General features: G+C 54.9%; 11 protein-coding genes. All 11 read right to left on the reverse strand.

Annotated elements, in window-relative coordinates; genetic code table 11:
• Positions 1 to 33: 33 nt before the first annotated feature.
• Positions 34 to 1,527 carry an aldehyde dehydrogenase family protein gene (locus NTU47_09160; protein ID MCX6133965.1) on the reverse strand — a complete coding sequence of 498 codons (1,494 nt, stop codon included), beginning with the start codon at positions 1,525 to 1,527 and terminating at the stop codon, positions 34 to 36.
• Positions 1,528 to 1,542: 15 nt separating this feature from the next.
• Complete coding sequence (gene purB / locus NTU47_09165; protein MCX6133966.1) at positions 1,543 to 2,838, reverse strand: adenylosuccinate lyase; 1,296 nt, start codon at positions 2,836 to 2,838, stop codon at positions 1,543 to 1,545.
• Positions 2,839 to 2,852: 14 nt separating this feature from the next.
• A complete protein-coding gene (locus tag NTU47_09170) occupies positions 2,853 to 4,055 on the reverse strand; it encodes a trypsin-like peptidase domain-containing protein (GenBank protein MCX6133967.1) in 1,203 nt (400 codons plus the stop codon).
• Between the two features lie 15 nt (positions 4,056 to 4,070).
• Entirely contained in the window at positions 4,071 to 4,721 is a 651-nt protein-coding gene (locus NTU47_09175) for a glycerol-3-phosphate acyltransferase (protein ID MCX6133968.1), read from the reverse strand.
• Positions 4,722 to 4,898: 177 nt separating this feature from the next.
• Positions 4,899 to 5,894, reverse strand: coding sequence for an NAD(P)H-dependent glycerol-3-phosphate dehydrogenase (locus NTU47_09180; GenBank protein MCX6133969.1), 996 nt, complete (start codon positions 5,892 to 5,894; stop codon positions 4,899 to 4,901).
• Between the two features lie 75 nt (positions 5,895 to 5,969).
• Complete coding sequence (plsY, locus tag NTU47_09185) at positions 5,970 to 6,662, reverse strand: glycerol-3-phosphate 1-O-acyltransferase PlsY (protein ID MCX6133970.1); 693 nt, start codon at positions 6,660 to 6,662, stop codon at positions 5,970 to 5,972.
• A 99-nt stretch (positions 6,663 to 6,761) separates the two neighbouring features.
• A complete protein-coding gene (ispD, locus tag NTU47_09190; GenBank protein ID MCX6133971.1) occupies positions 6,762 to 7,481 on the reverse strand; it encodes a 2-C-methyl-D-erythritol 4-phosphate cytidylyltransferase in 720 nt (239 codons plus the stop codon).
• A gap of 62 nt (positions 7,482 to 7,543) precedes the next feature.
• Positions 7,544 to 8,581, reverse strand: a complete 1,038-nt coding sequence (gene queA, locus NTU47_09195) for a tRNA preQ1(34) S-adenosylmethionine ribosyltransferase-isomerase QueA (protein ID MCX6133972.1) — start codon at positions 8,579 to 8,581, stop codon at positions 7,544 to 7,546.
• 138 nt (positions 8,582 to 8,719) lie between these two features.
• Positions 8,720 to 11,491 carry a pyruvate, phosphate dikinase gene (gene ppdK / locus NTU47_09200; GenBank protein MCX6133973.1) on the reverse strand — a complete coding sequence of 924 codons (2,772 nt, stop codon included), beginning with the start codon at positions 11,489 to 11,491 and terminating at the stop codon, positions 8,720 to 8,722.
• Positions 11,492 to 11,522: 31 nt separating this feature from the next.
• Positions 11,523 to 12,257 (reverse strand): gamma-glutamyl-gamma-aminobutyrate hydrolase family protein, encoded by a 735-nt coding sequence (locus tag NTU47_09205; GenBank protein ID MCX6133974.1) that lies wholly within the window; start codon positions 12,255 to 12,257, stop codon positions 11,523 to 11,525.
• Positions 12,258 to 12,269: 12 nt separating this feature from the next.
• Positions 12,270 to 13,307 carry a tetraacyldisaccharide 4'-kinase gene (lpxK, locus tag NTU47_09210; protein ID MCX6133975.1) on the reverse strand — a complete coding sequence of 346 codons (1,038 nt, stop codon included), beginning with the start codon at positions 13,305 to 13,307 and terminating at the stop codon, positions 12,270 to 12,272.
• Positions 13,308 to 13,312: the final 5 nt, after the last annotated feature.

The raw sequence follows: 13,312 nt of genomic DNA on the forward strand, positions 1-13,312 counted from the left end.
CATCGAAAGGATGTATGGACGACCGCTCATGTGCTACTTCTCTACGTTGTCGATCTGTGCCCGCTGGAGCGTTCCGCTGTAGTCAACGTACACAGTCTTCCATTCGCTGAAGAACTCGTACACAGTCCAGCCCCCCTCGCGGTGACCGTTGCCGGTCTCCTTGACGCCTCCGAACGGCATGTGCGCTTCTGCGCCGATCGTCGGGCTGTTCACATAAGTGATACCGGCCTTGATGTCCCGGATTGCCATGTATGCGTTGTTGATGTTTTGCGTATAGATCGAGGAGGAAAGACCGTACGAAGTGTTGTTCGACACTTCGATTGCCTCGGAGAGAGATTTCACCTTGATCACCGAGAGCACGGGCCCAAAGATCTCCTCTTTGGCAACGCGCATAGCAGGCTTCACGTCGCCGAGCACAGTCGGTTCGTAGAACCATCCCCCGGCAAGGCCATCGCCCTGGGCCGCCTTGCCGCCGCAAAGGAGTTTGGCGCCTTCGCCTGTGCCGATCTTCACGTATTGATCGACTGTTTCGCGCTGCTTCTTGTTGACACATGGGCCAACATCGACATTGTCCTTCAACCCATCGCCGACACGCAGTTTCTTCGCGTGGTCCACCACCATGGATACGAATTTGTCGTACACTGTTTCGTGAATGATCAGGCGGCTCGTCGCTGTGCAGCGCTGACCGGTAGTGCCGAATGCTCCCCACAGCACCCCTTCGAGCGCGAGGTCCAGGTTTGCGTCGTCCATCACGATCTGGGCATTCTTGCCTCCGAGCTCGAGAGATACCCGTTTCAGCGTCTTGCTGGCGATTTCAGAGATCTTCTTTCCAACGCTCGTTGACCCCGTAAAGCTTACCAGGTCCACGTCTGGATGCTCAACGAGCGCAAGGCCAACTTCCGACCCGCCGCCATGGACGATGTTGATGACACCAGGCGGGACGCCGGCTTCGAGGAGGATTTCCACGAGCGTTGTCGCCGTGGCAGGCGTATCGGAGGCAGCTTTGAAGACAACCGTATTGCCGCAGACGAGGGCCGGAAAGATCTTCCACGTCGGGATCGCCATCGGAAAATTCCAGGGAGTGATGATTGCAGCCACGCCGACGGGCACACGCATCGCCATATTGAACTTGTTGGGCAATTCAGAGGGCACGGTATGGCCGAAGAGTCGTCGTCCTTCCGACGCAGCGTAATACGCCGTGTCGATACCTTCCTGTACGTCGCCGCGTGTCTCGAGAAGGACTTTCCCCATTTCCCGCGTCATCTGTTTTGCGATCTCATCCTTCCGGGCCGTCATGATATCACCCACCTTTTTGAGGATATCACCGCGCTTGGGGGCAGGCACCAGCCGCCACGATTCAAATGCCCGACGCGCCGCTTTCACAGCTGCGTCGACTTCTTCCTTGCCCGACAACGGAAACGTTCCAACCAACTCGTCCCAGTTCGCTGGATTGCGATTTTCAAATGTCTTGCCGGATTTTGCGTCGACCCACTTCCCGTCGATATAGTTCTGAAAAGTCTTAGACATTGGATAGCTCCGCTTTCATTCTAGTCCTACCTGGTGAAATATGTAATCAACATTCTTGAGACACCGCGTTGGATCGAAGAGCCGGTCCAATTCCTCGCTCGAAACGAATTTCCGCACATCTTCCCGTTCTTCGAGAAGGCTCCGAAAGCTCTGTTTGTTCTTCCAGACCTTCATCGCTTCTTCCTGCACGATGCGGTACGCATCCTCCCGCTTCATGCCCGCCTTCGTCATGGCCAGCAGCGCTTCCTGCGAAAATATGAGGCCATGCGTTCTTTCGAGATTGGCCTTCATGTTCTCGGGATAGACGAGCAACTGGTCTACGATCTTGGTGAACTGGACAAGCATGTAGTCCAGCAGAATGCAGCTGTCGGGGACAATGACCCGTTCCACCGACGAATGGGTGATGTCCCGCTCGTGCCAGAGCGCAACGTTTTCGAGCGCCGCCACGGCGTTGCCGCGAAGGACGCGTGACAGACCGGCGACGCGCTCACACGTAATCGGGTTCCTCTTGTGCGGCATCGCCGAGGAGCCCTTCTGCCCTTTCGAGAAAAACTCCTCTGCTTCCAGCACTTCGGTTTTCTGGAGGTGGCGGATTTCGGTGGCGAATTTTTCGAGCGAGCTTCCGCACAACGCCAGCGTATTCATGAACTCAGCGTGCCGGTCACGCTGGAGAACCTGCGTCGAAATAGGAGCCGGCTTCAGGCCAAGTTTCGCGCACACGTGCCGCTCAACGGACGGATCCAGATGCGCATAAGTGCCCACAGCTCCCGAAATCTGCCCGACGGCAACGGCTTCGCGCGCGCGCTTCATCCGCTCGATGTTCCGGACTGTCTCCGCATACCAAAGAGCCAGTTTGAGCCCGAATGTTGTCGGTTCAGCGTGGATTCCATGCGTTCGTCCGATCATCAGCGTGGTCTTGAACTCTTTCGCCCGCCGCGCCAGAACTGTTTTGAGCGATTCCAGGTCCTGGAGGATCAGGTCAGCCGATTGCGTCATCTGAACGGCCAACGCAGTATCCAGCACGTCCGACGACGTCATACCCAGATGGATATACCTCGATTCGGGTCCGACATACTCACCGACATTTGTGAGGAACGCGATGACGTCGTGCTTGACTTCTTCCTCGATCTGAAGAACCTTCTGGACATTGAAATTCGCCTTCGACCGTATCACACCAACAGCTTCTCTCGGAACCACCCCAAGTTCAGCCTGAGCCTCGCATGCCAGGACCTCGATCTCGAGCCAGATACGGAACCTGTTCTCATCTTCCCACAACGTGCCCATTTCCGGGCGGGTGTAGCGTGCTATCACGTTCGGCCTTTGGTCTATGGTTTCTTTGTCAATTTCAGATCGAGAGTAATCATCTTCTTTTCGCGGAAAACCTTGAGCTTCAACATGTCCCCCGCGCTGGCGTCAGAAAGGATTGAAGAGAAATCGTCCGCGTTGTTGACCTTCATCCCGTTTGTCTCCAGGATAATATCTCCTACGCGGAGATCGGTCTTTTCCGCCGGCCCTCCTTTTGCCACGTCGCTCACGATAATTCCTTTGACTTCGGTCATCCCGAAATACCGTGCGACGCGGGCATCCACTTCCTGCGCTTCGAACCCGGTGTAGATATCGCGCGTGACCTGCCCCTTTTTCCGAAGATCGGCCACGATTTTCTTGACCTTGTTTACGGGGATGGCGAATCCATAACCAACAAATGCCTGGCTCACGCCGCCCGTGAAGATGAGCGTGTTGATGCCCACGACATCGCCATTGCTGTTTACGAGCGGTCCGCCGCTGTTACCTCCGTTGATAGCGGCATCGGTTTCGATCATATCCCGGTACACGGCATTGCCCTGCCTGCCAAGATTCATGCCAACGGAACTGATGACTCCCACAGTGACAGTCGGCTTGTCATTGATCTCGAACAATCCGAAAGGGTTGCCAAGCGCAATCGCCCACTCGCCGATGACGATGTCATCAGAGGTGCCGAGGTTGGCGAACGCAAGATCGGTGCCTTCAACCTTCAGGAGCGCGATGTCGCTCACCGGATCGGCACCGACGAGTTTGGCCTTCAATTTCTTCCCGCCGACAAACGTCACGGTGATTTCCTTGGCGTTTCCGGCAACATGGTAGTTTGTAACAATATAGCCGTCCGGTGAGATAATGACTCCTGAGCCGAGGTTCTGAACTTTGTATGGCTGGGGATTGACGAACTGCCGGAAAAACGGATCATTGCCGAAGAACTGTCTCAGGAATGGATCGACTTGCTGCTCGTGGACTTCCGTCACGTTGATACCGACGGTCGCCGGACTCACCTTCGCGATGGCGCGCGTGATGGCGTTCCTGCGTGAGCCTCCGAGCTGATCCTGCTCGCTGCCTGACTTGTCCTGAACGCGGACTGTCGTCGGAAAGGCAGCGTCAAATGCCGCGTCCGTCTCCCGGGAAGCAGCGGAAGAGGGCTTTATCGTGTAGCCGATTCCGATTCCAATCGCCAGGGGAATCACCAACACGAACGAGAGTACGAGGAAGTTCTTCTTCATGGAAATCCAAGAACGTTATGATTGAGGTGTGGAGTCATTCGTGTGCTCCGTCTCTGAGCCTTTCCAGATTTCGGTCATGGCATCGATGTGGCTCAGGAGCAGTACCATACTCAGTGTGCAGGAAAAAAAGAGAAACGTCCATTGATCGAATTGCCCGACAAGAAGCCCGCGAATCATATCCCATGGAAGCAGCCAGAGAACCGGGGGCGTCAGCATGATCGCGGTGATGTTCGAGACAAGTATGTCGCGTTTGAGACCAACTTTCGTCAGAAACCAAATCATGCACCAGACAATCGTATAGCTGAAACCGAGGATGAACATGCCGCCAGCGGCGGTCGAGAGCCCTCTCCCCCCCCTGAACTTCGTCCAGACCGGATAGTTGTGACCGGTGATAACTCCAAATAAAGAAACGCAGTCGTGCAGGAGCGATTGCGGAAACACGACACCAGCCGCAAGAACGACAAGGAACCCCTTGAGAGCATCCAAAGCGCCAACGAGGATACCGATATACTTTGATTTGGTGACAACGAAGGCGTTGAACCCGCCAGATCGTCCGCTGCCCGATTCGAGAATATCTACGTCTGCCTTCCTACGGACGATCAATTGGCCGACCGGGATGGAACCAACGAGATAGCTTACGACGAAGGTCGCAACAACTTCGAGCACAGGTTCACCAATTTTGTCGGCTTCAGGGATCGATTTCCTGGTGAATTTACAGAAATGGACCGCGAGAAGCAAGGAAGGCGGATTCAGGGGTCAAAGAGCGGATTCGGTCGTTCGGAGGGAATGAAAACGTGGAGGGGTGAGAGCAGTTTGTTTCAGGAATGACAAATCTCTGGACCTTTATTCCCCTTTCGCATGGCGGGTCATCAAGTCAATTGTAGCTTTCTGTGGATCTTTGTCCTCAAAGAGAACCTTGTGAACCTCGGTCATGATGGGGAGGTCGATATCGTACTTCTTCTCAAGATCGCGAACAGACCTAGCTGTGGCAACGCCTTCGGCAACCATAACCATTTCAGCGAGAACTTCTTTCAGCTTGCGACCTTTTCCCAGCTGTTCCCCGAGATACCGATTACGGCTATGGTGGCTCATGCACGTAACGATGAGGTCCCCCATCCCCGAGAGACCGGCAAACGTCCTCGCCTGCGCTCCGAGCTTCACGCCCAAGCGTGTGATCTCATAGATTCCGCGCGTCATGATTGCGGCCTTGGTGTTGTCGCCAAATCCAGCTCCGTCGCTGATGCCGGCAGCGACCGCGATCACATTTTTGAGTGATCCTCCCAACTCGACACCCCTGATGTCATCATTGACATACACGCGGAAATAGTTCGTGGTGAAGGCATCCTGAACGATTTTCGAGGTCTTCTCCTTGAACGACGAAGCCACGACTGCCGTAGGGATCTGCCTGGAAACTTCTTCTGCGTGACTTGGGCCGGAGAGGATTGCGAGGTTCTCCTTCCTCTCGTGTTTGAGAACGTCGATGAGCACTTCGGACATCGTCATCAGCGTTGAGTTTTCAATTCCTTTGGCCACGTTACAGATCGCCGTCTGTTCAAGGTCGAGATGAGCGATCCTCTGGATCACCGAACGGAGGTATTGAGAAGGGACTGCCATCACAATCATGTCCCGTCGCACAGAGGCCGATTCGATGTCGCTCGAGTACTTCAGATTGGGGGGAAGGGGAACACCGGGGAGGAACTCGGGGTTTTCATGCTTCTCACGCATGAGCTCGGCCTGTTCATGCGTATAGCACCAGAGCGTGACCTCGTGGCCGTTGCCGTGCAATACCAAGGCAAGGGTAGTGCCCCAACTACCTGCTCCGAGGACAGTGATTTTCATCAAGATGGATGCTCTTCCGGTGTGCTACGTTCCTGGGACGGCTCAAGGCCGATGAGACCGATTACTGTAAAGGGTCTACAGCTGGGAACTGGTTTCCCGAACCTTCTTCCGAGTGAAGCTTGTGATCTTCTTCTCGGTCCCGTCTATCAAACGCTTAATATTGTGGCGGTGCGAATACAGCAACAGGCTGGCAACGGACAGGCTGAAAACAATCAACGTCCTGTAACTCTGGATCTCGTCACCAAAGATGTTGTGCCGCACAAACAACGAGAGCGGAAATGCGACAGCAGCGGCAATGGAGCCCAAAGAAACGTACTTATAGACCAGGAATACGAGAAAGAAAACCCCGATAGAGATTGCGGCTTCGGTAGGCGCGACGCCGATCAGCATTCCTGCACCGGTCGCGATTCCTTTTCCACCCTTGAAGCCTGCGAATATCGTCCATATGTGACCGACGATCGCAGCGCCACCACAGATCATTTGAATGATGGTGAAATCATCGAAGGGCGTCCTGTTGTAGAACGGAAGCGTCGGGTCCCAGAAAAGTCTTGAAATCAATGCGGTTGCGATAACACCTTTGCCCATGTCGACTGCCATCACCAGCACGCCCGATTTCCATCCGAGCACGCGGAAGACATTGGTGCCACCGGCATTCCCGCTCCCCTTCGTCCGGATGTCAAAACCGTGCTTCCACTTCGAGAGCATAATGCTCGTCGGAATGGAGCCTATGACATAGCTCAGGAGAATGACGATAGCGAGATTGATCATCCTTCAAGACCTTTCGTTCTTCTCAAAAATGAACTCTATAAAATGTAGGAAGTCACTCAATGAGATGCAACAAAATTCAGAACGATTCCTGCTTAGGTCTCACATGAGCCCTTTTGCTTTCCACCGTTCGAGAATCAAACCACCAAGATCGATATCTTCCTGTGTGGTTATCTTGATGTTATCGTATGATCCCTCAACGATTTTCACCTTGACACCAATTCGTTCAACAAGACCCGATTCGTCTGTTCCGTAAAAACGATCTTGCTTCGCCTGCTTGAACGCTTTCATGAGTACTTCAGCTCTGAACGCCTGAGGAGTCTGGACAAGCCACAGGGCATTCCGGTCGAGTGTTTGGTCAAAGAACTCGCCCCCCCGTGACCGCCGTATTGTGTCCTTCGGCTGGACGGCAAGCACAGCCGCCTCATGTTCCCTGCAGGTCCTGACAAGCTGCCCGATGCGTTTCGATTCAATGAACGGCCTCACCCCGTCGTGTACCAGGACGATATCCGTAGGTTTGAAAGTGAACCGCCGCAGGGCATTGAACACAGAATCCTGCCTCTTCTCGCCGCCGACAGTGACCATGCTGACTTTGTGCAGGCGGTAGCGAGATATCAGCGACTCCATTTCGGCTATTGACTGTTCCGGCACTGCGACCGCGATCTCGTCAATGTCCGTGCAATGCTCAAAACGCTGCAACGTATGCACAATGATCGGCTTGTCCCGGAGAACGAGGAACTGCTTCTTGACGGATCCGCCGAGACGCTTTCCCGATCCCGCAGCAGGAACGATTGCGAAAGTTTTTGGCCTTGTTTTCGGCATAGTGTTGAAAGAGGCGGACTTCGCCCGCTCCGGAACACCGGAGATTTGTGAGGTCCGGACTGTTACAGAATCAGCATGGCATCGCCATAACTGTAGAAGCGATACCCATCCTTGATCCCGCGTTTGTAGGCGCGCATCACAAAGTCGTGCCCTGCAAATGCACTGGTGAGCATCAGCAATGTCGACTCTGGGAGGTGGAAGTTCGTGATGAGTTTGTCGGCGATCTTGAAATCATATGGAGGGAAGAGAAATTTGTCCGTCCATCCTTTCGAGGGCTTCAGGTGACCGTCGGAAGTAACACTGGATTCGAGCGCCCGACACGTGCTCGTGCCAACGACAAACACGTTGTGTTTTGAATCGATCACTTTGTTGATTGTGTGCGCCGCCTCTGGCGTAATTTCGTAGTACTCCGAGTCCATCTTGTGCTTGGTCAGGTCTTCCACCTCGACTGCCCTGAATGAACCGAGTCCCACGTGGAGGAGCACCGGCACGATCTTGACTCCTTTGCTCTCGATCTTCTTCAGGAGCTGTTTCGTGAAATGGAGCCCCGCTGTCGGGGCGGCCACTGCCCCCAGGACCCTGGCATACACTGTCTGGTATGAATCCTTGTCTTTCTCCGACGCGTCGCGCTTGATGTAGTACGGAAGCGGTGTGATGCCTATTCTCTCGATAATCTTGAAGAAGTCGCCTTTGTGATTGAACCGGACAGTCCGGCCGCGGGACGTGGTATTGTCGATAACTTCACACCAGAGTTTCCCGTTGTCAAAAAAGATCTTGTTTCCGATGCGCACCTTTCGCGCGGGATCAACAATCACATCCCAGATATTCTCTTCGGCGTTCAGCTCACGCAGAAGGAACACTTCGATCTTTGCGTTGGTCTTCTCCTTCTTCCCAAACAACCTCGCCTGGAACACTTTGGTCTCATTGACAACCAGGCAGTCCCCTTTGTTCAGATGGTCCACGATCTCATAGAACTTCCGATCATCGATCGACTCGTCGGCACGGTTGAGCACCATGACGCGGGAGTGATCGCGCGGCTTCGCAGGAAACTTTGCTATCAGATTACGCGGCAAAGGATATTTGAAATCAGAGAGTTTCATCGCTCTGCGCCTCTCTCAATAAATGAAGATGAGTGTGGACAAATACAATCGTTAACTCTGTGCGCCCGCCCCTTCAGTGACTGCCGGGAAGACAATCCTCTGAGGCGGGCACACCAGTATTCCATCGAAGCATGAAGCTTACTTCCTGCCTGCCTTCTTGCCGCCAGCGGCCTTCTTCGACTCGAGCGCTGCATGCGCAGCGGCGAGACGTGCGATCGGCACGCGGAACGGTGAGCAACTGACGTAGTCCATGCCGACACGATGGCAGAATTTGACGCTCTCAGGGTCGCCACCATGTTCGCCGCAGATACCGACTTTCAGGTGCGGACGCGTCGAGCGGCCTCGTTCGATGCCGATCTTGATCAGCTCGCCGATGCCTTCCTGGTCGATTGACTGGAACGGATCGACGGGGAGAATTTTCGCGCTCAGATAATCGGGCAGGAAGCTGCCGATGTCATCGCGCGAGAATCCGAAACCCATCTGCGTCAGGTCATTCGTGCCATAGCTGAAGAACTCCGCCGTCTCCGCCATACGGTTCGCGGTCAGCGCTGCACGGGGGATTTCGATCATCGTCCCGTACAGGAACGGGATTTTCTTCACACCGAGCTTCGCACAGACTTCAGGGTAGACCCTGTCGACAATGACTTTCTGGTTGTTCAACTCGTTCACGTGGCACGTCACCGGCACCATGATCTCGGGATTGGCCTTCTTGCCTTCTTTTACGAGCTCGCCTGCCGCCTCGAGGATAGCCCGAATCTGCATTTCGGTGATTTCCGGATAGGTGACTCCGAGACGAACGCCGCGATGACCGAGCATCGGGTTGTTTTCACGAAGTGATTCCGCACGCTTGTGGAGCTCGGCCATATTCACGCCGAGTTCTTTCGCCAGCGCCTGCAGTTTGTCCTCGCTGTGCGGAACAAACTCGTGCAACGGAGGATCGAGCAGACGGATGGTCACCGGACGTCCGTCCATGACCTCCAACGTCGCCTTGATATCGCTCTTGACGAACGGGAAGAGTTCATCGAGCGCCCGGCGGCGTTCTTCGATCGTGCGGCTCATGATCATCTTGCGGAGGAGAAAGAGCGACTTGTCGCTCCCTTCACCGTAGAACATGTGCTCCGTCCGGAAGAGGCCGATGCCTTCGGCACCGAACTGGATTGCCTTTGCGCTGTCCTTCGGTGTGTCAGCGTTGGTCCGAATGCGCAACACGCGAACCTTGTCGACCATTTTCATCAGATCGGCATACGACTTGTTGTGCTCGATGTCCACATCGACCAGCGGAAGCCCACCTTCATAAACAACGCCCGTGGTGCCATTCAGGCTTATCCATTCGCCCTCCTTTATCACCGTTCCCTTCTTCGTCTTGAAGGACTTCTTGTCATCACCGACTTCGATGTCGCTGCAACCGACGATGCAGCACTTGCCCCAGCCACGAGCCACGAGCGCTGCGTGAGAGGTCATGCCTCCTTTGCTCGTCAGAATTGCCTGCGCTTTATGCATGCCGTCGACATCTTCCGGAGAGGTTTCCTCACGAACGAGGATCACCTTCTCACCCCGTGCCGCCCATGCCACTGCATCCTCAGAGGTAAACACTGCACGGCCCTTCGCTCCGCCAGGACCTGCGGGCAGCCCTTTTGCAATTGGCGCTGTGGTCAATTCCACTTTCGGGTCCAGCATCGGCAGCAAGAGCTCTACCAACTGGCCCGGTGCGACGCGCAGCAGAGCGGTGTGCTCATCGATCAGCTTCTCCTTCACCATGTCCGTCGCCATGCGAACAGCGGCGACTCCATTGCGTTTGCCGACGCGGCATTGCAGCATGAACAGCCTGCCTTTTTCAATCGTGAATTCGATATCCTGCATGTCTTTGTAGTGCTTTTCGAGGCGGCGTTTGTTCGCATCGAGTTCATTGTACAACTTCGGCATGATCTCGTGCAGCGTGGGCAGAGTGCGGCTCTGATCATTCTTCGAATACTCATTGATCGGACCGGGCGTCCGGATTCCGGCAACGACGTCTTCGCCCTGTGCGTTGATCAGGTACTCACCGTAGAACTGGTTCTCACCGTTACCCGGGTTGCGGCTGAATGCACCGCCGGTGGCGCAATCATCGCCCATGTTTCCAAACACCATCGTCTGCACCGTGACGGCAGTTCCCCACTCGTCGGGGATCCGCTCGATACGGCGGTATTCAAACGCGCGCTTTCCGTTCCAGCTCGAAAACACTGCGCCGACGCCCCCCCAAAGCTGCTCGTACGGATCGTCGGGGAACGGCTTACCGAGTGTCGCTTTGATTATCTCTTTGAACTCCACGACCAGCGATTTGAGATCTTCGATCGTAAGTTCCGTGTCGATCTTATATCCCTTGCTGTGCTTGACTTGTTCGAGTCTTTCATCGAGCACTTTGCGAATCCCTTTGCCGTCTTTCGGCTCGATGCCAGCCGCCTTTTCCATCACTACGTCGGAATACATCATAATGAGGCGGCGATAGGCATCATACACAAAGCGTTCGTTCTTCGTCAGCGCCACAAGACCGCTGATAGTCTTTTCGCTCAAACCAACGTTCAGCACCGTTTCCATCATTCCGGGCATTGACTTCCGTGCACCGGAGCGGACAGATACGAGCAGCGGGTTCTTCGGGTCGCCAAACTTCTTCCCCATGAGTTTCTCGACCTTGCCGAGCGCGATCTGAAGCTGGGCCTTGAGCTCGTTGGGGTACTTTCGCTTGTTCGCGAGGTAATGCACGCACACTTCCGTTGAGATCGTGAAGCCCGGGGGTACCGGAAGACGCAGATTCGGATGGCCTGCCATCTCAGCGAGATTGGCCCCCTTGCCTCCGAGCAGCTCCTTCATGGATTCATTCCCGTCAGCTTTTCCGCCGCCGAAGAAATACACGTATTTTTTGGATTTTGCCATGGTTGTTCTTCTCTCTTTCTTTCCTTCTTACTTATTTCTCGATTAGGTGTGAAGCAGTATTCGAGTGTTTTGTTGTGATCATGTGTTGCACTTCCTGTAAGAACCTCTCAGCCAGGGCCCTCGATGCGGGGCTGTTGGCTGTGTGCTCCATTCGTTCCGGATGCCATTGCACGAGCATGAGAAACGGCATACGATCTTTGATAATCCACTCTGCCCCCTCGATGGTTCCGTCCGGCGACACCGCGTTCGCCATCAGTCCTTTCCCGAGGCGATGAACCGCCTGATGGTGGGACGAATTGACGTCGAGGACCTCACAGCGTGCCACGTCCCGCAGGACTGACTGACCATCGACGTGGACCTGATGGTCTGGAGAATAGCTCTTATCCCGGGCGTGATTCTCAAATCCGGCCGACGGAAGATCCAGAATGAGAGTCCCACCGAGATACACATTCATGACCTGCATTCCCCGGCAGATTCCCAAGATGGGAAGATTCTGATCGAGGGCCAGTTCGATGGCATTGAATTCAAACTCATCGCGCGCGCTGCTCACGTCTTTCGACTTGCCGAGCGCATCATCGATGCCATAGTACTTGGGGTCTACGTCGCCGCCCCCCGTGAGCAGAAGCCCGTCGACAGAATTCACTTCTTCGACATTCTTCCGCACGTGGGACATCACTCTACATTCAATTCCCGGGTTCACGCTCTTGAGCCAATCTGAATAGAAAGCAAGGTTTGGCTTCAACGTGTCCGTTATTCCGATTTTCATATACTGGTACTCTTAGAATCTCTCAAGCAGTCCGTTCAGATCAGGCTCCCCTTGCAGAATAATCTGCTCGATCTCCACGAAGTACAGGGCGGCCTGCTCAAGAAAAGCAGTATGCGCCGCGTTGTTCATATCGAACCGGGCGACATCTTTCTCAGTCGTGATCAGAAAATCCACACCAAGGGCCCGCCCCTCCTCTTCCAGTTTCTTGAGCTCACTTCCATCGTACGGGTGATGATCAGGGAACTCAACATGTGTTTTCACGAGAACCCCGAGGGCGTCAAGTGTTTTCCGGAACGACTTCGGGTTTCCGATACCGGAAAACGCCAGCACTGTCTTTCCCTTGAGTCCTGCGAGATCGATACTGAATCTCGTGCTTGCTTTTCTGCACGCCGAAACTTTCGTCGCAAGTCCGATCGACGGCTTGTTGGTCCATTGTCTCAGAGAACGGAGCGCTTCCTCGTAGTGCAGGACGCTCTCGCATCGCGAGATAGCAACCAGCGATGCGCGCCGCAGGGACGCGAGAGGTTCTCTCCGGTTGCCGGCCGGCAAAAGCCATCCGGGGTTATGGACCTCCTCCGCAGACATGATGACGATGTCCGCATCACGCCTGATGTAGCGGTGCTGGAATCCATCGTCGAGCACGATCGCGGTCACACCGAACTTGTCCACTGCGTACTGCGCTCCCCGGACCCGCTGTTCGTCCACAATGACGACGGTCCCGCCAAGTTTCAACGCCATCTGCGCCGGCTCGTCTCCCGAATCAGAAGCTTCCGCACACCGAACACTTCCGTTGCTAACCACCACCGTGCCTGTCGTCGCACGCTTGTATCCCCTGCTCACCACCGCGACGTTCCTGCCTTTGTGTGTCAGTTTTCTCACCAGGAGTTCGACGAACGGCGTTTTCCCGACGCCGCCTGCGGACAGATTCCCGACGGAGATGACAGGAACACCGACCGATTGACTCCGCAAGACCCCGATGTCAAATAACCAGTTACGAATGACCACGCCAACGCCGAAGAGGTACGAACATGGCAGCAAGAGTGGCCGCATAGGAT

This window comes from Ignavibacteriales bacterium (genome assembly GCA_026390595.1).
In the GTDB taxonomy this organism is placed as follows: Bacteria; Bacteroidota; Ignavibacteria; order UBA10030; family UBA10030; genus UBA9647.